Raw genomic sequence first — 20917 nt, 5'->3', positions numbered from 1 at the left:
CGTTGGTCTTCGGCCGTCACGGGCTTTACCGTCGGTCCTCGTGCGCCATCTGCTGATCGACATCACGCCGTTGCGTACGTCACCTGCTTTCCGCCGGTTCTTCATCGGGCGGGCGGTCTCGGGGCTGGGTGGGCAGATCTCGGTCGTCGCGGTCATGTACCAGGTCTGGGAGTCCACCCACAGCCCGTTCTGGTCCGGCAGCGTCGCCCTCGCCCAGCTGGTCCCGATGCTCACCATCGGGCTCTGGGGCGGCTCCGTCGCGGACCGGGCCGACCGGCGCTCGATCCTGATGGTCACGACCGTCGTCCAGCTGATGCTCGGCCTGCTCCTGGTCGCCCAGGCCAGCTGGCTCGGCACCTCCCCCGCCTCGCTCGGGCCCGTCCTCGCGCTGGTCGCGCTCCTCGCTGCGGTCGGTTCGATCGCCGCACCCGCGGGCATGGGCGTGATCCCGCGCCTGCTGCCGACCGACCAGGTCGCGGCCGGGCTGGCTCTCAACCGGCTGAGCTTCCAGGGGTCGATGCTCCTGGGCCCGGCGCTGGGCGGCCTGATCATCGGCTACGCGGGTCTCGAGGTCGCGTACGCCGTCGACGCCGTCTCCTTCGCCGCCGGCTTCCTCGGCGTGCTCGGCCTCCCAGCCCTCGCTCCCGCCACCAGGACGAGCGGCGGCGGAGTCCTCGAAGGGCTGCGCTTCGCGGCGACCCAGCCGGTCGTACGCGGCGTGCTGCTCGTCGATCTCGCGGCCACCGTCCTGGCCATGCCGGTGAGCCTGTTCCCGCTGATCAACGAGGCCCGGTTCGGCGGCGACCCACGTACGCTCGGGCTGTTCCTGACCGCGATCGCGGTCGGCGGGGTCGCGGCCTCCCTTGTCTCGGGCTCGTTCACCCGGCGCAGCAGGCCGGGTGTGATCACCATCGGCGCCGCCGCCGTGTGGGGCCTCAGCCTGGGTGCCGTCGGGCTGGCCACCTCACCGTGGCTCTGCCTCGCCCTGCTCGCCGTCGCGGGCGCGGCCGACTCGGTCAGCGTGGTCACCCGTGGCACCCTGATCCAGCTCGCGGTGCCCGACGACCTGCGCGGCCGGACAGCCGCGATCGAGATGATCGTCGGGGCCGGCGGGCCGGAGGTCGGCAACCTCCGCGGCGGCGCCGTCGCCCAACTCACCTCGGGCCCGTTCGCCCTGGTCAGCGGTGGCCTCACCTGCCTGCTCGCCCTGGTCGCCGTCGGCCTCACCTCTCGGCCGATGCTCACCTTCCGGACGAGCTAGGCGTCGCGGGCCGGCTGATTGTCGACGCTCGCCGCGCCTTGACGAGCTTTGGGCGCGGCCCGGACGTGAGCGCGTTCCCCTTGTTTGCCGATCAAGCTGAGGTACTCCACCGGCCCCGAGCTGGTGGCTGCGAACCAGTGCGGCGTGCGGGTGTCGAACTCCGCTGCCTCGCCGGGCTCGAGGATCAGGTCGTGCTCGCCCAGGACAAGCCGGAGCCTGCCGTTGAGGACGTACACCCAGTCGTATCCCTCGTGGGTACGCAAGTCCGGGTGAGCATCGTCGCGACCGGCGGGAAGGACGAACTTGTAGGCCTGAATGCCTCCCGGCCTCCGGGTCAGCGGCAGGATCATGGAGCCGTCCGCGCAGGGGATGGGTCGCAGGTTGATGCGCGGGTTGCCGGTTGGTGGCGCATCGACGAGGTCGTCGAGGGTGACGCCATAGGCCCGCGCCAGAGGGAGCAGCTGTTCCAGGGTGGGTCGGCGCAGGCCGGCCTCGAGCCGGGACAGCGTGCTGGTCGAGATTCCGGTCTCTTCAGCCAGGTGACTGAGGGTGATGTCGCGACGTTGGCGCAGCTGCTTCAGTCGCGGCCCCACCGCGTCGAGAGTGCGATCGGTCGAGTCGTCCATGCTCACAGATTGCCATTCGGCAACAACGTTTGCGAATCCGCACAGGACTCCGGACCATCGAATCCAGCGACAAGCAGGATCTGAAAGGAAGTCCATTGAGCACCAATCCACCGATCGTCAGCACCGGTCCAGGCGACCCAGTCGAGGAAGGTGACCCGACCATTCATGACGCGCGGCAGCGCCGCGCGATCCTGATCGCGGTCTGCATCGCGCTGATGGCAGTCATCGCCTCGGTCACGGGCCTCAACGTGGCACAGCCCGATCTGGCCGTCGAGTTCGACGCCTCGCAGAGCACCGTGCTGTGGTTCATCAACCTCTACACGATCAGCCTCGCCGCGCTGCTACTGCCACTGGGTGCCCTCGGTGACCGGATCGGCCGCAAACCGGTGTTGCTCGCCGGTCTCCTGGTCTTCGGTACCGCAAACCTGGCAGCCGGGCTGGCCACCTCCTCGGAGATGATGCTCGCCTCACGATTCCTCTCCGGGGTGGGCGCAGCCATGATCATGCCGGTCACGCTCGCAGTGATCACCTCGACCTTCCCCGAGGAGGAGCGCGCCAAGGGAATCGGCGTGTGGACCGGCGTCGCCGGCGGTGGCGGAATCCTCGGCATGTACCTCTCCGCGCTGCTCGTCGACGTCGCCACCTGGCGCTGGCTCTTCGCCCTGCCGGTCGCGCTCGTTCTGGTTGCGGTCGCGATGATCGTGCGGTCGGTGCCCAACTCACGCGAGCGCACCGAGCACGGGTTCGACACCGTGGGGTCGGCCACCTCCGTCCTCGCCGTACTCGGGCTGATCTTCGCCCTCCACGAGGGTCCGGTGCACGGCTGGACCGAACCTGCGACCATGATCGGCCTCATCGGTGGCATCATCGCCGCCGTCGCGTTCGTCGCCTGGGAACTGCGCCAGATGGCACCCCTGCTCGACGTCCGGCTCTTCGGCGAGCGGAGTCTGGCCAGCGGATCGGTCGCGCTGCTGGTGGTCTTCGGCGTGCAGGCCGGGATCTTCGTGGTGCTGTTCCCGTTCCTCCAGGCAGTGCTCGGGTGGTCAGCACTGCGCGCCACGTTGGCGATGATGCCGATGGCGTTGCTGATGATGCTCGCCTCCGGCCTCGCCCCGCAGGTCGCCGCCCGCATCGGAGCACGGGCCACCATGGCTACCGGCATCCTCCTTGTCGGCACCGGGCTCGCCCTCATGGCCAGCCTGGTCTCCGTCGACGGTGGCTACCTCGCGGTCCTGCCCGGCATGCTCGCCATGGGCCTCGGCATGGGCCTGTCCATGACGCCGTCCACCGAGGCGATCACCGGATCACTGCCTCGCGAACGTCAAGGCGTCGCGTCCGCCCTCAACGACGTGACCCGCGAGCTCGGTACCGCGCTGGGCATCGCCCTCCTCGGAGCCGTTCTGTCCGCCGGCTACCAGGGCGCGATCGACGATCACCTCGATGGAGTTCCGAACGACGTCGCGGACACCGCCCGCGAGGGCGTCGCGAACGCCATCGCCGCCGCCGGTGGCGCCGGCGACCAGGCCCCCGCCGTGGTCCGTGCAGCACAGGAGTCATTCGTCGCGGGGTGGCAGGACGCGATGTGGGCCGGAGCCGCAGTGATGGCCATCCTGTTCGCCTATGTCCTTGCCCGTGGGCCTCAGCGTGCCGCCGAGCCAGCTGACGGTGTCCCCGAGGCTCATCGGTGATACATGCCGAAGGTCGCAGCCACCGAGTGACTGCGACCTTCGGGCTACGGCTGCTGCCGGCGTACGAGCTGTGCTACTTGAGCTCGCGCTTGAGGATCTTGCCGGTGGCGGTCATCGGCAGGGCGTCGACGATCTCGACGATGCGCGGGTACTTGTAGGCCGCCATCTGCTCCTTGCTCCAGTCGACGATCTCCTCCGGGGTGGCGGAGGCACCGGGCTTGAGCACGAGGACGGCCTTGATCTCCTCACCGTGGGAGTCGTGCGGGACCCCGATGACGGCGGCCAGCGAGACCGCCGGGTGGGTGAGCAGGACCTCTTCGATCTCACGCGGGTAGACATTGAAGCCACCGCGGATGATGAGCTCCTTGGCGCGGTCGACGATGTAGTACCAGCCGTCCTCGTCGCGCTTGGCGAGGTCACCGGAGCGGAACCAGCCGTCCTCGGTGAGCACCTCGGCGGTCGCCTCGGGGCGGTTGTAGTAACCCTTGAAGATGTTGTGGCCCTTGATCGCGATCTCGCCGATCGCGTCGGGGGTCCACTCGATCTCGTCCCAGGAGGCGGGCTCGATGAGCTTCATTTCGACGCCGGGGATCGGGATGCCGATCGAGCCGGGGCGTACGGGCTGGCCGTACTCCGAGAAGGAGGCCACCGGGGAGGTCTCGGAGAGGCCGTAGCCCTCGAGGATGGTCACGCCGAAGCGCTTCTCGAACTCCTTGTGGATCTCGACCGGGAGGGCCGAGCCACCGGCGGCGGCGACGCGCAGGTTCTTGGCGAGGGTGGCCACGTCGATGTCCTCGGAGAGGGCACCGAGGAGCCCCCAGTACATCGTCGGGACGCCGGCGAAGAAGCTCACGCTCTCCTTGAGCATCGTGGCGAGCGCGGCCGCCGCGTCGAAGCGGGGCAGCAGCACGACGGTGCCGCCGAAGGCGATCGCGCCGTTCTGCACGACCGTCTGGCCGAAGGCGTGGAAGAGCGGCAGCACGGCCAGATAGGTGTCGGGCCGGTCGGCGGAGGCACCGAAGAGCTCGGCGCCGGCCAGCGCGTTGTCACGCATGTTGCGGTGACGCAGCTCGGCGCCCTTGGGCTGCCCGGTGGTGCCGGAGGTGTAGAGGATGACCGCGGTGTCGTCCTCGTCGGTGGCCACGGTGTCGAAGGTCGGCGGCTGGGCGCCGATGCCCTGGCCGAGGGTGGTGACGCCCTCGATCGGCGACGCTGCGGTCGGGTCGGCGGTGATCAGGAAGAAGTTCCCGATCCCGGCCTCCTGCGCGCCCGCGTGCGCCTCGGCACCGATGGCGAGCTCCGGCGTGCCCTCGAAGGCGAAGAGGGCCTTCGCGTCCGAGTCCTGGAGGTGGTAGGCCACCTCGCGCCCCTTGAGCAGCACGTTGAGCGGCACCACGGTGGCCCCGGCCTTGAGGATGCCGAAGTAGACCATCGTGAAGTAGGGCAGGTTCGGGCTCATCAGAGCGACCCGGTCGCCCGCGCCGATGCCCTTGCTCGCCAGCAGGTTCGCGACCTGGTTGGCGGCTCCGTTGACCTGGGCGTAGTTCAGACGGATGTCACCCAGCACGATCGCGGTGCGCTCGGGATAGTTCGCCGCGGAGTCTTCGAGCAGCGAAGCGAGGTTGTACGTGGACACATGGCCTCCAGTGGTGTGCGTGTTACGCGTCACAACCTACCCGCAAGTAGGACCCCAGGAAACAGAGTCTCGATTTTAGTGCGACACGTGTCCTGCGAAACTTTGCCTGCCGCTCGTCAGAAGCGGTGGCCGGTGAGCTTCTCGTACGCCTCGACGTACTTCGCCCGCGTGCGCGCGACGATCTCCTCGGGCAGTTCCGGCGGCGGACCACCGGCGGCCCGGTCCCAGCCGGACTCGGGCGAGAGCAGCCAACGGCGGATCACGTCCTTGTCGAAGCTGGGGATCGCGCTGCCCGGGTGCCACTGGCTCGCGTCCCAGTAGCGGGAGGAGTCCGGGGTGAGCACCTCGTCGGCGAGCACGATCGTGCGGATGCCGAGGTCGTCCTGGCGTACGCCGAACTCGAACTTGGTGTCGGCCAGGATCAGTCCGCAGCCGCGGGCGATCTCGTCGGCGCGCTGGTAGACGGCAAGCGTCAGCCGGCGCACCGCGGCGGCGTCGTCCTCGCCGATCAGCCTGGAGACGTACTCGTAGGTGACGTTCTCGTCGTGGTCGCCGAGCTCGGCCTTCGTCGCCGGGGTGAAGATCGGCGGGGTCAGCCGGGAGCCGTCGACCAGGCCGACCGGGAGGCGGATGCCGCAGACCTCGCCGGTGGCCTCGTACTCACGCAGGCCCGAGCCGGTCAGGTAGCCGCGCGCGACGCACTCGACCGGCAGCATGTGGAGCTTCTGCGCGACCACCGCCCGGCCTTCGACGGACGCCGGGACGTCGGTCGAGAGGACGTGGGTCGGCACCAGGTCCTCGAACTGCTCGAACCACCACAGCGACAGCTTCGTGAGGATCTCGCCCTTGTCCGGGATGACCGTGTCGAAGACGTGGTCGAAGGCCGAGATGCGGTCGCTGGCGACCATCAGGAGCTGGCCCGCGTACGGACCCTCCTCCAGCTCGTAGAGGTCGCGCACCTTGCCGGAGTGGAGGTGCTTCGCGCCCGGGATCGCCGGCGCCGGCGGGATGTTGAGTTCAGCCACGGGATCAGCCTAAGAGATGGGCGGCCGCGGGCCCGCTGTGGCAGAGTTTCGAGCCATGGCCGAGACAGCTGATCAGATCTACGCCCGCGTCCAGGCCGGCGGTGACCTGCCCGCCCCGAGCGTGACCGAGTGGGACGTCTTCCCGTGGGTCGTACGCGACGGGGAGATCGCACCCAAGCCGCTCGTCCCGCCCGCTCCCGAGGAGCCGCGCTCGGGCGAGGATGGCGTCGACTGCGACCTGTGCGGCACCGATCTGCCCGGCGTGATCTGGCAGGACGAGAGCTGGCGGGTGAAGCACCTGAAGCAGTCCGGCCTCCCGCTGGTGGTGATCCTCGAGCCGCTCGAGCACTACGATCTGCCCGATCTCGACGAGCACCAGGCGGCCGAGTTCGGTGTCCTCACCGTCCGGCTCGTCCGGATCATCGAGAGCCTGCCCAACATCGGCCGCTGCCATGCGATGCGCATCGGCGACGGCGCCGAGCACCTGCACATGTGGTTCCTGGCCCGCCCGAAGGACCTGCTCTCGGTACGCGGCAGCTTCTCGCCCGACTGGGACGACATCCTTCCGCCCGGCCCCGCGGAGCTCTGGCGCGCCGACCTCGCCGAGGTCGCCCGCAAACTGGCCACCCACGGCGGCGAGGCCCTGATCTGATGGCGTTGCCCGGCCGGTTCGACGAGGCGGACGTACGCCACCTGCTGGAGGTGATCGAGCAGGAGATCGTCCCGCTGACCCGCGCCGGCGTGGCCGCGGGCAACAAGATCTTCGGTGCCGCGATCCTGCGCCGGTCGGACCTGGCCGTCATCGCGGCCGAGACGAACAACGAGACCGAGAACCCGCTGTGGCACGGGGAGATCCATGCCATCAAGCGGTTCTTCGAGCAGCCGGCCGAGGACCGGCCGGCGCCCGGCGACTGCCTGCTGCTGGCGACCCACGAGCCGTGCTCGCTGTGCCTCTCGGGCGTGGCCTGGTCGGGGATCCCCGAGTTCGCCTACCTCTTCAGCCACCAGGACTCGGCCGACTCCTTCGCGATCCCCTACGACCTGGCGATCCTCAAGGGCGTCTACGCCGTCCCGGACCCCGACCGCGACGAGGTCGACCCGGGACGCGACCTCTACAACCGCACCAACGACTACTTCACCAGCACCGCCCTCGCCCCGCTCGCCGACCCCGATCAGCTCGCCCGGCTCAGCCGGACCTACGACGAGCTCTCGGCGGCGTACCAGGAACGGAAGGGCGGCGGGGCCATCGCCCACCCCTGACCGACCACCGGGCCGATCAGTCGTTGCTGCGCCAGCGCAGCAGCCCGGCCACGGAGGAGAGCACCACGACGACGGCGCCGTAGCCGTAGGTGGTGGCCGCGAGCCCGATCTCCGGCGTGAGCAGCCCGGCGACGACGGCAGGGATGCCGAAGGCCAGGTAGGACACGATGAAGATCACCGCGAAGACCTCGGCCCGCTCGTGGGCGGGGAGAAGCGGCATGATCGTGCGCAGGATGCCGAAGAAGGCGGTGCCGAAGCCGGTGCCGGCCACGACCACGGCGACGAGGTATGCCGCCGCCGAGCCGGTCAGCAGGGCGAGCAGGCTGAGCACGGTGCCGCCGGCCAGCGCCGCCGTGCCGTAGAGCGTCGTCACGCGAGCCGACCGGTTGCGGAACACGTACGCCGCCACCGCCCCCGCTCCGGCGAGGGCTCCGATCGCCAGCCCCTGGAGGATGTGGCTGGTGGCGCCCAGCTCGCTGCGTACGATCGCGGCCCCGAGGGAGAGGAACAGCCCACCGGTGGCCCAGCCCGCGAAGATCGCCGGGGCACTGCGGGCCAGCACCCCCCGGATCCCCGGCGGCACGGCGACCCGCGGACGCAGCGAGGCCAGCAGACCCTCGTGGCGCGGCGCGGTCTCGGGGGCGAGCCAGACGCCTGCCGCCAAGGCCAGGGACAGGACGACGAGGGCATCGAAGACGAGGAGCCGCGCGTCACCGCTCACCTGGAGGACCACGCCGGCGACGACGGCACCGAGCGCCAGCCCGACCATCGGCGCGACGGCGTTGACCACCGCGGCCGAACCGGGTCGCGACGGTCGTTCGAAGTCGGCCACCGTGGCCGACAGCGTCGAGAGCAGCAGGCCGCTCGCGACCCCTTGCAGGATCCGCGCCTCGAAGAGGAAAGCCGCCGTATCGGCTCCCCGGAAGAGCGCGAAGCTGCCCGCCAGCAGCAGGAACCCGACCGTCACCACAGGGCGCCGGCCGACATGGTCGGAGACCGAGCCGAACACGAGCAGCGTGCCCAGCAGCGCCACGGCGTAGACGGCGAAGACCGCCGTCATCACCCAGGGCTGCAGGCCGAGCCCGACCTGGAGGTCGGGATAGAAGGGCGAGGGCGCACTGGCCCCGGCCATCATCAGCACCACCGCCCCGAGGGCCATCCCGGCGCCGAGCCGCCGCCCTGCGACGACGTCCGTCCTCGTCGCGCTCATCACCTCTGCCGACATCACCACTCCATTCATCGTTCGAATTTTTTCGAACCTTTTAGGAGAGTACGTGCCTTTCCACGACTGTGCAACTATTATCGAACCATGAGTTCTTCCCCGGACCTTCCGCATCCCGAGCGGTCGGAGCTCTCACTGACGACCGTGCTCTTCGCGCTCAGCGACCCCGAGCGCCTCGCGATCGCCCGCCAGCTGGTCGACGGCCCCCTCGACATGGCCGAGTGCCACCTCAGCAACCCGAACGTGCCGAAGTCGACGAAGTCGCACCTGATGAAGGTGCTGAGGACCTCCGGGGTGGTCCGCAACGAGCCCAACGGCCGCGCGCGGCGCCTCTCGCTGCGCCGTGAGGATCTCGACGCCCGGTTCCCGGGGCTCCTCGACGCCGTCCTCTCCGCGGAGGACAGCAAGCCGAAGGCCTAGCTGTACTCGGCCATCACGTTGGTGACAGTCGGCTGATCGGTGGGAGTCCTGCGAGTGCGCTGTGGCGTCGAACAGTGTTGTAGCACTCGAGCCATGGGGAAAGCGCGGCGGCTCGGTCGGTGTTGGTGAGGTAGACCTGGCGGTAGGCCCACTCGGTCGCCAGGGTGCGGTTGTATCTTTCGACCTTGCCGTTCTGCCAGGGGCAATGGGGCTTGATGAACTTGTGCTTGGCTCCCAGCGTGGTGATCGCCTCAGCCACGTCGTTGGATCTGCGGTAGGAGAAGTGGTTGTCGGTGATGACCCGCTCGATGCGGGTGATGCCGTGGGCCGCGAAGTAGTCGGCGGCCCGGCGGATGAACCCTGCGCAGGTGGGGCCTTTCTCGTCGGGCAGGATTTCGGAGTAGGCCACTCGGGAGTGGTCATCGACCATCGAGTGCACGTAGTCGTAGCCGATCCGGGCCTGTTTCTTGGCCCAGGTTGACCCCATCTGACGGCCGTGGGCCTTCCAGCCGCCGCCGTCGGGGATCTTGCCGATCTTCTTGACGTCGACATGGACCAGCTCACCGGGCCGGTCGCGTTCGTAGCGCACCGTGGTGGTCTTCGAGGCCCGGATGACCTCCCCGGTCAACGGGTCACACTCACGCAGGTACGGGACGCGGTGGCGGCGTAGGACCCGGCCCACGGTCCGTGCTGGGACACCGAGTTCGGGCCCGAGCCAGTCCTGGCCGCGGCGCTCTTGGTGGCGCTTGACCACGATCGCTTCCTCGACTTCGGCCGGTGTCTGATTCGGGCAGTGGTGGGGACGCGAGGACCGGTCGTGTAGACCGGCTTCGCCTTCGGCACGGAACCGGGCGATCCAGCGGTGCGCGCACTGGCGCGAGACGCCTTGGGCCTTGGCTGCGTGCGCGACGGCCCAGTCGTCCTCGACGACTCGCTGGACCAAGAGTTGCCGGCCACGAAAGTTCAGCCGGGCATTACGGTGGGACACGAAGACCTCCGGACGGTGGATGACCTAGACAGCAACCACCGCACCCGGAGGTCTTCGCTACGTCAACAACCGACCCGGAGTGTCACCAACCTCATGGCCGAGTACACCTAGCGGCGCCAGGGCGCCGGACGCCCGTGCAGGAACCACTCCATGTTGCGGGTGATCCACGGCAGGCCGAAGTAGGTCATGAACGGCAGCGTCACGACCATCACCCCGAGCACCTTCAACGGCAGCGCCCACTCAGCGACGAAGGGTCCGGTCAGCCAGTTGGCCAGCAGGCTGACCGGGTAGAACATCAGGAAGATCGTGATCGTCTGCTTCCACCGCGGTGGCGGCGAGGCGACACCGGAGACCTGCTCGACGTCGTAGGTGCTGGGCGGGTCGAACCAGCCCTCGATCCCGGTGCGCCGCTCGATCCGGGTCTCCTCCACGAACGGCTCGCCCGCGCCCAGCCACCAGCCGCGCTGGCGGCTGTTGTCCCAACGCCCGAGGGTTTCGTGGGAGTCGAAGCGGTAGAGCAGGTGCCACTGGTCGGAGTCCGGTGACGGCCGCACCCAGCCAGCGCCCAGGAAACCCGGGAACTCGCTGGCCAGCCGGATCCCCGCCTGCATCCAGGCGACCATCTCGTCGCGGCGCTCCACGGAGACTCGACGGGCGATGGTCACGGTTACCGGCTCGGACATGCCGCCATCGTCGCAGGCACGTACGCCGCATCCCCAGCCCTCGCATAGGTTTGCGACATGTCTGTGGTGAAGATCAATGCAATCCAGGTGCCGGAGGGTGCAGGCGCGGAGCTCGAGAAGCGGTTCGCGGCGCGGGCCGGGGCGGTCGAGAACTCGCCGGGGTTCCTCGGCTTCCAGCTGCTGCGCCCGGTCGCCGGCGACGACCGCTACTTCGTCGTCACCCACTGGGACTCCGAGGAGTCCTTCGCGGCCTGGCGCGACGGCGACGCGCGGGCAGCGCACGCGACCCCGCCGGGCGAGGCACCGCGCAAGCCGGTCTCGACCGGCGCCGACCTGCTGGAGTTCGAGGTCGTGATGGACGTCAAGCCCGCCTGACGTCGTCCTCAGGCCGAGGTGACGTCGGAGACGCCGGGGATGCTGACCCCGCCTCGGCGCACCAAGGACTGCTCACCCCGCTGGACGACCTTGTAGAAGTGCTCGCTCCTCCCCCGCAGCAACGGCGTGGACCCGAGGAGCGAGAGGCGACCGTGGGCGAGGCGGCTGGCGGTGCGTACGGCCCGCCATCTCGCCTCGGCCGCGGCCGACCACGGGATGCCGTAGTGCTCGCGGACGAGCGGCGGGAGACTTCCCTGGACGACGGTGCGGAGCGTCTCGTTGGTCGGTGGCCCGCCGGGGAGGTGGTAGCCGGCGGTGCCGGCGATGTGGCGTCCGACCAGGCGCGCCTCGTCGACGAGATACGGCTCGTCCGAGGAGAGCCAGGCGTCGAAGCGGCGGCGGAAGTCCGGATAGGACGCCGGCGCTGCCGAGGCGGGCATGCCGAAGAGGCAGGCCCAAATCACGAAGCCGTCGAAGAGCTCCTCGCGCTCGTCAGGGAGCAGCGGGCGGACCAGCGCGTCGTACATGAACTCGACCGAGTCGAGCGCGAAGGCCGCCGTCCACCACATCAGCCCGGGGTCGGTGGCGGAGTAGTGCGCACCCGCCGGATGAGCCGGTCCGCCGTCGACCGCCATCGTCCCGTCGACCGGCACATGGCGGCGCGCGGTGAAGGCCAGCGCCCGGTCGGCCTCCTCCTCGGTGCCGAGGAAGACCGTCTCCATCAGCCGGGCGGTCAGCGCGAGCCGGGTGTAGGGCGTCTCCCGGTGCGCGGTGTGCTGCGCGGTTCCCACGAAGAGCCGTGGGTGGAGCCCGCCGATCACCAGCGCCCGCTGCCCCCAGGTGAGGCCGACCACCCGCTGACGCATCGCACGCACGACCATCGAGTCGTCGGCGAAGTACCCGGACATACCACCAGTCTCCCACCGTTCCGGCGGGGCCGCCGGGGATCAGGCCGGCTGGAGGGCCGGGACGACGTGCTCCCTGGTCAGCGGGGCGAAGTCGGCCCCGCCGGTGATCTCGGTCAGCGTCGCCCAGCGCAGCTCCGCGATCTCGGCCGCCGCGTCCGGCGTCACCTCGCCGGCCCACGTGAAGACCGTCGAACGCACCAGGTGCCCAGGCTCGTTGGCGGCATCGGCCTCGAACTCACCCAGCAGCACGAGCTCCTCGACCCGAAGGCGTACGCCGAGCTCCTCCGCGACCTCCCGCACGGCCGCCTCCGCGGCCGACTCCCCCGGCTCCAGCTTGCCGCCGGGCAGCATGAAGCTCGTGGTGCCGTTCTTCCGGACGCTCAGCATCCGGCCGCCGCCGTCGCGGAAGACGACCGCCGCGACGGTGATCACCGGCCCCGTCACCGGGCTCAGAGGATCTCGCCCGGCACGTAGGCGGCGGCCTCCGGGTGCGCGGCGGTGACGGCCTCCACGCGGCGTACGACCTCCTGGACCTGCGCGACGGCGGCTCCGGTGAACTCGATCGGCTCGGCGACGAGCGACTGGATCTGGTCCTCGGTCAGGCCGAGGCGCGGGTCGGCGCCGAGCTTGGCGAAGACGTCGTTCTCGGCCTGCCCCTTGCGCATCGACAGCGCGGTGCCGACGGCGGCCTCCTTGATCGCCTCGTGGGCCTCCTCGCGGCCGACGCCGTTGCGGACGGCGGCCATCAGGACCTTGGTGGTGGCCAGGAACGGCAGGTAGCGGTCGAGCTCGCGCTGGATCACGGCGGGGAAGGCGCCGAACTCGTCGAGGACCGTCAGGAAGGTCTGGAAGAGACCGTCGGCGGCGAAGAAGGCGTCGGGGAGCGCGACGCGGCGCACGACCGAGTCGGAGACGTCGCCCTCGTTCCACTGGTCGCCGGCCAGCTCGGAGATCATCGAGAGGTAGCCGCGCAGCACGACCGAGAGGCCGTTGACCCGCTCGGTGGAGCGCGAGTTCATCTTGTGCGGCATCGCGCTCGAGCCGACCTGGCCCTCCTTGAAGCCCTCGGTGACCAGCTCGTTGCCGGCCATCAGCCGGATCGTGGTCGAGAGGTTGGAGGGGCCGGAGACCAGCTGGACCAGCGCCGAGACCGCGTCGAAGTCGAGCGAGCGCGGGTAGACCTGGCCGACGCTGGTGAAGACGTTCTCGAAGCCGAGGTGGGCCGCGACCCGCTCCTCGAGGGCGGCGAGCTTGCTCGCGTCACCGTCGAGCAGGTCGAGCATGTCCTGAGCGGTGCCCATCGGGCCCTTGATCCCGCGCAGCGGGTAGCGGGCGATGAGCTCCTCGACCCGCTGGAGGCCGACGAGCATCTCGTCGGCGACGGTCGCGAACCGCTTGCCGAGCGTCGTCGCCTGGGCCGCGACGTTGTGGCTGCGCCCGGCCATGACGGTGGTCTCGTGCTCGGTCGCGAGCCGCGCCAGGCGCGCCAACGTGGCGACGGCACGGTCGCGGATCATCTTCAGACTCGAGAGGACCTGGAGCTGCTCGACGTTCTCGGTCAGGTCCCGCGAGGTCATGCCCTTGTGGATGTGCTCGTGGCCGGCCAGCGCGGCGAACTCCTCGATCCGCGCCTTCACGTCGTGGCGGGTCACCCGCTCACGGGCCGCGATCGAGTCGAGGTCGACCTCCTCGACGACCTTCTCGTACGCCTCCACGACCCCGTCGGGGACGTCGATGCCGAGATCCTTCTGAGCCTTGAGCACCGCGATCCAGAGCTGGCGCTCCAGCACGATCTTGTGCTCGGGACTCCAGATCCCGGCGAGGTCGGCAGCGGCATAGCGGTTGGCGAGGACGTTGGGCACCACAGTCACGGCGGACATTCTCCCATGTCCGATGCTCCACCCCACTAACGTGGCGGTATGGCTCTGCAGATCCTCGCCAGCCGGCCCGACCCGGCGATCTACACCCTGCCCTGGTCACGGGCCCTGGAGGACTGGCCGGACGACGTCGTGGTGCCGCTGACGCGGGGCCTGAGCCGTCACGTCGTACGCATCGTGCGGGTGCGCAACCACGTCTACGCGGTCAAGGAGACCCAGGCCGACATCGCCCGGCGGGAGTACAACATGCTGCGCGAGCTGCAACGGCTCGGTCTGCCGACGGTCGTCGCCAAGAGCGTCGTCACCGGCCGCAAGGACCACGACGGCAACGATCTCAACGCCGCACTGATGACCGAGCACCTCACCTACTCGCTCCCCTACCGCGCGCTGTTCGAGCGGGGCCTGGCCGCCGACCGGCTCCCCAGCCTGATCGACGCCCTCGTCGTCCTCCTCGTACGCCTCCACCTGGCCGGCTTCTACTGGGGCGACGTGTCCTTGTCGAACGTCCTCTTCGTCCGCGACGCGGCCGGCTTCGCCGCCTATCTGGTCGATGCCGAGACCGGTGAGCTGAAGCCCGAGCTCTCCGACCGGCTCCGCGAGTACGACCTCGAGGTCGCCTACCAGAACATCTACGGCGAGCTCCTCGACCTGCAGGCGAGCGAGTCGCTGCCGGAGGCCTTCCCGATCGACGCGATCGTCGAGCGGCTGCAGAGCCGCTACGACGCGCTGTGGCGCGAGCTCACCGAGGAGCAGGTCTTCTCGGCCGAGGAGATGTGGCACATCGAGCAGCGCATCGAGCGCCTCCACGACCTCGGCTTCGACGTCGAGGAGCTCGACATCACCACCAGCGAGGACGGCGACACGGTGGCGTTGCGGCCGCGGGTGGTCGAGCTGGGTCACCACCGCCGCGAGCTGCGTACGCTGACCGGGCTCGACGTCCAGGACGCCCAGGCGCGGCGGATCCTCAACGACATCTCCGCCTACCGCGCCACCCGCGAGCTCGGCGACCTGCCGATCGAGGTCGCCGCGAGCCGCTGGCTGCGCGAGATCTACGAGCCCATCGTCGCCATGCGCCCGCCCGGCGCCGCCGCGAAGCTCACCCCGGCGCAGATGTTCCACGAGATCCTCGAGCACCGCTGGGTGCTCTCCCAGTTCGCCGGGGAGTGGGTCAAGCTCATCAACGCCGCCGAGTCCTATTACGAGGACGTCATCCAGCACCGCCCCGACGAGGCGGTGACCCCACCGGCTGAGGACTGACCTCCGCGTGGTGAAGGCGAGAGCGACCTGTGGACCACGCTCGGGTTCACAACCTCGTCGCAGCATAAGGTGGGCCCGTGAGGATCCTCGTCGTTGGCACTGGTGGTCGTGAGCACGCGCTCGCTCTGAAGCTCTCCCAGGAGGGGAACGAGGTGTACGCCGCGCCCGGCAACCCCGGGATCGCGGAGTTCGCCACGCTGCGGGAGGTGGACATCATGTCCGGTCCCGCGATCGCCTCGCTGGCGGGCGAGCTGGGAGCCGACCTGGTCGTCGTCGGGCCCGAGGCGCCGCTGGTGGCCGGGGTCGCCGACGCGGTTCGTGAGGCGGGGATCGCCGTCTTCGGGCCGTCGGAGGCTGCCGCGCAGCTCGAGGGATCGAAGGCCTTCTCCAAGGACGTGATGTCCGCGGCCGGCGTCCCGACCGCGGGCTCGCGGGTGGTCTCGACAGGCTCGACCACCGGAGCCGAGGAGGCGGCTGCCGCGCTGGACGAGTTCGGTGCTCCGTACGTCGTCAAGGACGACGCTCTCGCCGCCGGCAAGGGCGTCGTGGTGACGCGTGATCGCGAGGAGGCACTTGCCCACGCGGCCGCCTGCGAACGGGTCGTCATCGAGGAGTTCCTCGACGGCCCCGAGGTATCCCTGTTCGCGATCTGCGACGGCACGCGTGCCTACGCGCTGCAGCCGGCGCAGGACTTCAAGCGGATCTTCGACGGCGGCAAGGGCGGCAACACCGGCGGGATGGGTGCCTACTCGCCGCTGCCGTGGGCACAGCCCGACCTGGCCGACGTCGTGCTGGCGACCGTCGTCCAGCCGACCCTGGCCGAGATGGAGAAGCGCGGCGCGCCCTTCGTCGGATGCCTCTACGTCGGGCTCTCGCTGACCGCCAAGGGCCCGAAGGTGATCGAGTTCAACTGCCGCTTCGGCGACCCCGACTCGCAGCCGGTGCTCGCGCTCCTGGAGTCCTCGCTCGGCGACCTGCTGTTCGCGGCGGCCACCGGCGCGCTGGACACCGTCGAGGCGCCGACCTTCTCCGACGGCGCGTCGGTGACGGTCGTGCTGGCCTCGGCCGGCTATCCCGAGTCCTCCTCGAAGGGCGACGTCATCACCGGTGTCGGCAACGCCAACTCGATCAACGACGTGGACGTGATCCACGCCGGCACCGCGATCGTCGACGCCTCCACTCCGGAGGAGCCCGACCACCGCCACCTGGTCACCGCGGGCGGCCGTGTCCTGGCGGTCCGCGCGAAGGGCTACGACATCGACGACGCACGCTCGCGGGCGTACGCAGCCGCCGACCTGATCACCTTCGACGGCCTCCAGCGGCGCTCCGACATCGCGGCCGAGCCGCTCGGCGTCGTCGAGGGCGCCTCGCTGCTTTGAGCATCGGCGTAGCCTGCCGGACATGACCTGGGTCGTGTTCGGCGTCGCCGTCGTTGTCGTGCTCGGCCTGATGATCGCGGCCTGCAACAAAGCCCTTCGCTCCTCGCGGCGCGGCGTCTCCTCCGGGCTCGGCGACGGCCTGGGCAGCTCCATCGACGTCTTCGATCCCGGCAACGCCCGCGCCGCGCGAGAGCTGAAGGACCAGGACAACATCGGTCACGTGATCCCGTCGCCCGACGGCGACGACCCGCCCCGCGGTGTCGACCTGAAGGCCGGGCGGGTCACCATCCGTCGTCCGAGCGCGCACCTGTGAAGCTGGGAGTGGCCACGAGGCCCCTCCCAGCTTCCCGGCCTCAGGTCAGCGAGTTGATGATGACCGTCTCGTCGCGCGCCGGGCCGACGCCGATGACCGACATCGGGGCGCCGGAGATCTCCTCGACGTACTTCACGTACGCCTGGGCGTTGGCCGGGAGGTCGCTGAACGACCGCGCCCCGGAGATGTCCTCCTTCCAGCCGGGCAGCATCTCGAAGATGGGCTTGGCGTGGTGGAAGTCGGACTGGTTGACGGGCATCTCCTCGTGGCGGACGCCGTCGACGTCGTAGGCCACGCACACCGGGATCTCGTCGAGACCGCCGAGCACGTCGAGCTTGGTGAGGACGAAGTCGGTGACGCCGTTGACGCGGGCGGCGTAGCGGGCGATGACGGCGTCGTACCAACCGCAGCGGCGCGGGCGCCCGGTCGTGGTGCCGAACTCGTGGCCGTTGTCGCGCAGGTAGTCGCCGGAGGCGTCGAAGAGCTCGGTCGGGAACGGCCCCTCGCCCACTCGCGTGGTGTAGGCCTTCACGATCGCGACCACCCGGTCGATCCGGGTCGGCGGGATGCCGGAGCCGGTGCAGGCGCCACCCGAGGTCGCGTTGGAGGAGGTCACGAACGGGTAGGTGCCGTGGTCGACGTCGAGCAGCGTCGCCTGGCCGCCCTCGAGCAGCACGGTCTCGCCCTTGTCGAGCGCCTGGTTGAGCAGCAGGCCGGTGTCGCAGACCATCGGCGCGATCCGGTCGGCGTAGGACAGCAGGTCCTCGACGACCGCCTCGACGGTGAAGCCGCGCCGGTTGTAGACCTTGGAGAGCAGCTGGTTCTTCAGCTCCAGCGCACCCTCGACCTTGCTGCGCAGGATCGACTCGTCGAAGAGGTCCTGGACGCGGATGCCGATGCGGTTGACCTTGTCGGCGTAGGTCGGCCCGATCCCGCGGCCGGTGGTGCCGATCTTGCGCGAGCCGAGGAACCGCTCGGTGACCTTGTCGAGCTGGCGGTTGTAGTCGGCGATGACGTGGGCGCTGGCCGACAGCTTCAGCTTGGAGATGTCGACGCCACGCTCCTCCAGACCACTCAGCTCCTCGAAGAGGACCGCGAGGTCGACGACGACCCCGTTGCCGATCACCGGCGTCACGCCGGCGGTCAGGATGCCGCTGGGCAGCAGGTGGAGGGCGTACTTCTCCTTGCCGATGACCACCGTGTGGCCGGCGTTGTTGCCGCCGTTGAACTTCACGACGTAGTCGACGTGCTCACCGAGAAGGTCGGTCGCCTTGCCCTTGCCTTCGTCGCCCCACTGGGCGCCGATGATCGTGATCGCGGGCATGTGTTGCTCCTTCGCTCCGGACGGAGTCCCTCCGGGCGTACCCGGCTGCTCAACGCACCAATATCTAGTGTGTGCTCGATCCATCTACAGAAAGCAAAAAACCCTGGCAAGACCAGGGCTCTTGCGACCACACGCTAGCAAATACCGGCCCGTACGTCACAGCCAGGCTCGCCGTGCGGCCTCGACACCCGCCTCGAACCGGGAGGTCGCGCCGAGGTCTTCGAGCAGTTCGGCGACCCGCCGCCGGACCGTACGCAACGAGACACCCAGCCTCCGGGCGATCTGTTCGTCCTGGGCTCCGCTGGCCAGCTCGGCGAGCAGCAGACGACGCTCCGCGGTCGGCAGGTCCTCGAGCTCGGCCGCCGGGAGGGCGCGGCGCCACAGCTCCTCGAAGTAGCTGGTCACCACCTCGACGATGCCCCGCTGGCGTACGTTGATCAGCGGCTGCTCCACCGGGCCGAGCGGGTCCGGGAACATCGCATGGGTGCTGCCGACGACCATCAGGTGAGTGGGGACGCTCGGCAGGATCCGGATCTCCTCCCCGATCTCGACCCGCATCCGCAGCACGTCGCGCGAGTTCCTCAAAGCCGCAACCGGGTAGATCCCGCGGCACCGGCGACCCGACCTGATCGTCGACTCGATGACCGAGATGAACCGCATCTCCGAGGGGTGCATGGTCACCGCCGGGCGCAGCCACATCATGTCGCCCGAGGTGGCCGAGACCAGGCGCTCGAAGGTCTCCGGCGTGAACTCGGTCGCGACCACCTCACCGTCGATCGGGCGCTCCTCACCGATCGTGGCCGGGAGCCGTGCGGCCGTGCCCGCGACGTACGGCACCGACTGGGAGATCTTGAGCAGGTGGTCGTGGGCGTCCTGGGCCCTGGTCGCGGCTCGCTCCAGCATGTGGGCGACCACCGCGGGAGGACTCAGCACGGTCAACGTCTCACCGCAGCTGATGACGCCGCTCTCGATCAGGGGCGCGGCCTCCTCCTTCAGCTCGCCCTCGGAGGTGGACAGCGTCGCCGCCACCGCCATGCACGGCCATCCGGTGAGCGGGAGGAGGCGACTGTAGAGCTGTGCCGCACCCGGGTCGAACCCGAGCGCGGTCATCAGCGTCTCCGACTGGCCGTTCTCCATACCTGGCACTCTAATGCCAGATAAGTGTCATGCCTCCGGCTTGAGCAGCGGGAAGAGGATCGTCTCGCGGATTCCGGCACCGGTGAAGAGCATGATCGCCCGGTCCAGACCGAGCCCGAGGCCGCCCATCGGCGGAGCGCCGTACTCCAGCGCCCGCAGGAAGTCCTCGTCGAGCTGCATCGCCTCGGGGTCGCCGCCGGCGGCGAGCAGGGACTGGGCCGTGAGCACCTCGCGCTGCACGACCGGGTCGATCAGCTCGGTGAAGCCGGTGCCGCGCTCGACACCACCGATGATCAGGTCCCAGGCGAGCACCTTGCCCGGCTCCTCGTCGTTGATCCGTGCCAGCGGCTGGGCGATCGCCGGGAAGTCGCACAGGAAGGTGGGCTGGATCAGGTTGGGCTCGACCAGCTCGCCACACAGCTCCATGACGATCTTGCCGGCGTCCCAGGCCGGGTCGAGCTCGACGTCGTGCTTGTCGGCGAGCGCCTTGAGCGTGTCGACGTCGGTGTCGGGCGTGACCTCGACGCCGACGGCCTCGGAGACACCCTCGTAGACCGGCAGCCACTTCCACTCGCCGTCGAGGTCGATGACGACTTCCTCACCGGTGGTCGAGCTTGTCGAGACCACCTGGCGCGAGCCCACCGCGTCGGCCGCGGCGAGATACATCCGGCGGATCTGCTCCGCGATCGTGAACTGGTCGCCGTAGGCCTGGTAGGCCTCGATCATCGTGAACTCGGGGCTGTGGGTGGAGTCGACGCCCTCGTTGCGGAAGATCCGGCCGATCTCGTAGACCTTGTCGATGCCGCCGACGACGGCCTTCTTGAGGTTGAGCTCGAGCGCGATGCGCAGCGTCATCGGCTGGTCGAACGCGTTCATGTGGGTGTTGAACGGCCGCGCGTGCGCACCACCGTGGATGAGCTGCAGGACCGGCGTCTCGACCTCGAGGTAGCCGTCGTCCTCCAGGCAGCGACGGATCGCCTGGGTGATCTTCGCCCGCGTGCGCACCATGTCGCGCGCCTCCTGGCGCACGATCAGGTCGGCGTAGCGCTGCCGGACCCGGGACTCCTCGGAGAGCTCCTTGTGGAGCACTGGCAGCGGACGCAGCGCCTTGGCCGCCATCTGCCAGCTCGAGGCCATGATGGAGAGCTCGCCGCGCCGCGAGGAGATCACCCGGCCGGTGACGGCGACGTGGTCACCGAGGTCGACCAGGCTCTTCCACTCCGCCAGCGCCTCCTCGCCCACCTCGGCGAGCGAGAGCATCACCTGGAGGCGGGTGCCGACACCCTCCTGGAGGGTCGCGAAGGCCAGCTTGCCGGTGTTGCGGACGAACATGACCCGACCGGCGACGGTGACCACGTCCTGGGTCTCCTCGCCGGCCTCGAGCTTGTCCTCGTAGGCCTCGCGCACCTCGGCGAGCGTGTGCGTGCGGCCGACCTCGATGGCGTACGCCTTCTTGCCCTCGGCCAGCAGGCGCTCGCGCTTCTCGCGCCGGACCAGCATCTGCTCGTTGAGGCTCTGCTGAACCTCGGGGGCGTCTG

At 69.7% G+C, this 20917-nt stretch carries 21 protein-coding genes; 9 read left to right on the top strand and 12 right to left on the bottom strand.

Features of this window, described 5'->3' with window-relative positions; translation table 11 throughout:
- Positions 1–40: 40 nt before the first annotated feature.
- Complete coding sequence (locus OG984_RS24000; RefSeq protein ID WP_328528690.1) at positions 41–1261, top strand: MFS transporter; 1221 nt, start codon at positions 41–43, stop codon at positions 1259–1261.
- On the opposite strand, the gene OG984_RS23995 is transcribed toward OG984_RS24000, so the two are convergent.
- Complete coding sequence (locus OG984_RS23995; protein WP_328528689.1) at positions 1258–1887, bottom strand: helix-turn-helix domain-containing protein; 630 nt, start codon at positions 1885–1887, stop codon at positions 1258–1260. The two genes, OG984_RS24000 and OG984_RS23995, sit on opposite strands and share 4 nt — an antisense overlap.
- A gap of 95 nt (positions 1888–1982) precedes the next feature.
- On the opposite strand from OG984_RS23995, the gene OG984_RS23990 reads away from it, so the two are divergent.
- Positions 1983–3575: an MFS transporter gene (locus tag OG984_RS23990; protein ID WP_328528688.1), complete on the top strand. Its 1593-nt coding sequence runs from the start codon at positions 1983–1985 to the stop codon at positions 3573–3575.
- 73 nt (positions 3576–3648) lie between these two features.
- Here the strand turns inward: OG984_RS23990 and OG984_RS23985 are convergent, their stop codons facing one another.
- A complete protein-coding gene (locus OG984_RS23985; protein WP_328528687.1) occupies positions 3649–5211 on the bottom strand; it encodes a long-chain-fatty-acid--CoA ligase in 1563 nt (520 codons plus the stop codon).
- 116 nt (positions 5212–5327) lie between these two features.
- Complete coding sequence (locus OG984_RS23980; RefSeq protein ID WP_328528686.1) at positions 5328–6236, bottom strand: phosphoribosylaminoimidazolesuccinocarboxamide synthase; 909 nt, start codon at positions 6234–6236, stop codon at positions 5328–5330.
- Between the two features lie 55 nt (positions 6237–6291).
- On the opposite strand from OG984_RS23980, the gene OG984_RS23975 reads away from it, so the two are divergent.
- A complete protein-coding gene (locus OG984_RS23975; RefSeq protein ID WP_328528685.1) occupies positions 6292–6888 on the top strand; it encodes a hypothetical protein in 597 nt (198 codons plus the stop codon).
- Entirely contained in the window at positions 6888–7496 is a 609-nt protein-coding gene (locus OG984_RS23970; RefSeq protein ID WP_328528684.1) for a nucleoside deaminase, read from the top strand. The genes OG984_RS23975 and OG984_RS23970 overlap by 1 nt, the downstream gene beginning before the upstream one ends.
- Before the next feature lie 16 nt (positions 7497–7512).
- Here the strand turns inward: OG984_RS23970 and OG984_RS23965 are convergent, their stop codons facing one another.
- Positions 7513–8736: an MFS transporter gene (locus OG984_RS23965; RefSeq protein ID WP_328528683.1), complete on the bottom strand. Its 1224-nt coding sequence runs from the start codon at positions 8734–8736 to the stop codon at positions 7513–7515.
- 69 nt (positions 8737–8805) lie between these two features.
- Between OG984_RS23965 and OG984_RS23960 the strand changes: the two genes are divergently transcribed.
- Positions 8806–9138 (top strand): ArsR/SmtB family transcription factor, encoded by a 333-nt coding sequence (locus OG984_RS23960; RefSeq protein WP_328528682.1) that lies wholly within the window; start codon positions 8806–8808, stop codon positions 9136–9138.
- Positions 9139–9151: 13 nt separating this feature from the next.
- Here the strand turns inward: OG984_RS23960 and OG984_RS23955 are convergent, their stop codons facing one another.
- Positions 9152–10126, bottom strand: coding sequence for an IS481 family transposase (locus OG984_RS23955; RefSeq protein ID WP_328528435.1), 975 nt, complete (start codon positions 10124–10126; stop codon positions 9152–9154).
- 107 nt (positions 10127–10233) lie between these two features.
- Positions 10234–10809, bottom strand: a complete 576-nt coding sequence (locus OG984_RS23950; protein WP_328528681.1) for an antibiotic biosynthesis monooxygenase — start codon at positions 10807–10809, stop codon at positions 10234–10236.
- A gap of 57 nt (positions 10810–10866) precedes the next feature.
- Between OG984_RS23950 and OG984_RS23945 the strand changes: the two genes are divergently transcribed.
- Positions 10867–11184 carry an antibiotic biosynthesis monooxygenase family protein gene (locus OG984_RS23945; RefSeq protein ID WP_328528680.1) on the top strand — a complete coding sequence of 106 codons (318 nt, stop codon included), beginning with the start codon at positions 10867–10869 and terminating at the stop codon, positions 11182–11184.
- 8 nt (positions 11185–11192) lie between these two features.
- On the opposite strand, the gene OG984_RS23940 is transcribed toward OG984_RS23945, so the two are convergent.
- From OG984_RS23940 to purB, 3 genes are read right to left on the bottom strand one after another with little or no spacing between them, the layout of a single operon-like run.
- Entirely contained in the window at positions 11193–12092 is a 900-nt protein-coding gene (locus OG984_RS23940; protein ID WP_328528679.1) for an oxygenase MpaB family protein, read from the bottom strand.
- A gap of 39 nt (positions 12093–12131) precedes the next feature.
- Positions 12132–12536 carry an NUDIX hydrolase gene (locus OG984_RS23935; protein WP_328528678.1) on the bottom strand — a complete coding sequence of 135 codons (405 nt, stop codon included), beginning with the start codon at positions 12534–12536 and terminating at the stop codon, positions 12132–12134.
- A 5-nt stretch (positions 12537–12541) separates the two neighbouring features.
- On the bottom strand, positions 12542–13957 hold the full coding sequence (gene purB / locus OG984_RS23930) for an adenylosuccinate lyase (protein ID WP_442941016.1): 1416 nt from the start codon (positions 13955–13957) through the stop codon (positions 12542–12544).
- Between the two features lie 54 nt (positions 13958–14011).
- On the opposite strand from purB, the gene OG984_RS23925 reads away from it, so the two are divergent.
- The 3 genes from OG984_RS23925 (at position 14012) to OG984_RS23915 (ending at position 16918) form a co-directional block, all read left to right on the top strand.
- Positions 14012–15226: a DUF4032 domain-containing protein gene (locus OG984_RS23925; protein WP_328528676.1), complete on the top strand. Its 1215-nt coding sequence runs from the start codon at positions 14012–14014 to the stop codon at positions 15224–15226.
- Between the two features lie 77 nt (positions 15227–15303).
- Positions 15304–16605 carry a phosphoribosylamine--glycine ligase gene (gene purD / locus OG984_RS23920; protein WP_328528675.1) on the top strand — a complete coding sequence of 434 codons (1302 nt, stop codon included), beginning with the start codon at positions 15304–15306 and terminating at the stop codon, positions 16603–16605.
- A 22-nt stretch (positions 16606–16627) separates the two neighbouring features.
- Complete coding sequence (locus tag OG984_RS23915) at positions 16628–16918, top strand: hypothetical protein (protein ID WP_328528674.1); 291 nt, start codon at positions 16628–16630, stop codon at positions 16916–16918.
- 40 nt (positions 16919–16958) lie between these two features.
- Here the strand turns inward: OG984_RS23915 and OG984_RS23910 are convergent, their stop codons facing one another.
- From OG984_RS23910 to lysS, 3 genes are all read right to left on the bottom strand, one after another.
- Positions 16959–18242 (bottom strand): adenylosuccinate synthase, encoded by a 1284-nt coding sequence (locus OG984_RS23910; protein ID WP_328528673.1) that lies wholly within the window; start codon positions 18240–18242, stop codon positions 16959–16961.
- A 156-nt stretch (positions 18243–18398) separates the two neighbouring features.
- The gene (locus OG984_RS23905; protein ID WP_328528672.1) at positions 18399–19379 is read right to left on the bottom strand and encodes a helix-turn-helix transcriptional regulator; all 981 of its coding nucleotides are present in this window, start codon (positions 19377–19379) and stop codon (positions 18399–18401) included.
- 27 nt (positions 19380–19406) lie between these two features.
- The gene (lysS, locus tag OG984_RS23900; RefSeq protein ID WP_328532387.1) at positions 19407–20879 is read right to left on the bottom strand and encodes a lysine--tRNA ligase; all 1473 of its coding nucleotides are present in this window, start codon (positions 20877–20879) and stop codon (positions 19407–19409) included.
- Positions 20880–20917: the final 38 nt, after the last annotated feature.

The organism is Nocardioides sp. NBC_00368 (genome assembly GCF_036090055.1).
GTDB lineage: Bacteria > Actinomycetota > Actinomycetes > Propionibacteriales > Nocardioidaceae > Nocardioides.
The sequence above is the reverse complement of the archived record's forward strand: the minus strand, read 5'-3'. Positions and strand labels throughout refer to the sequence as shown.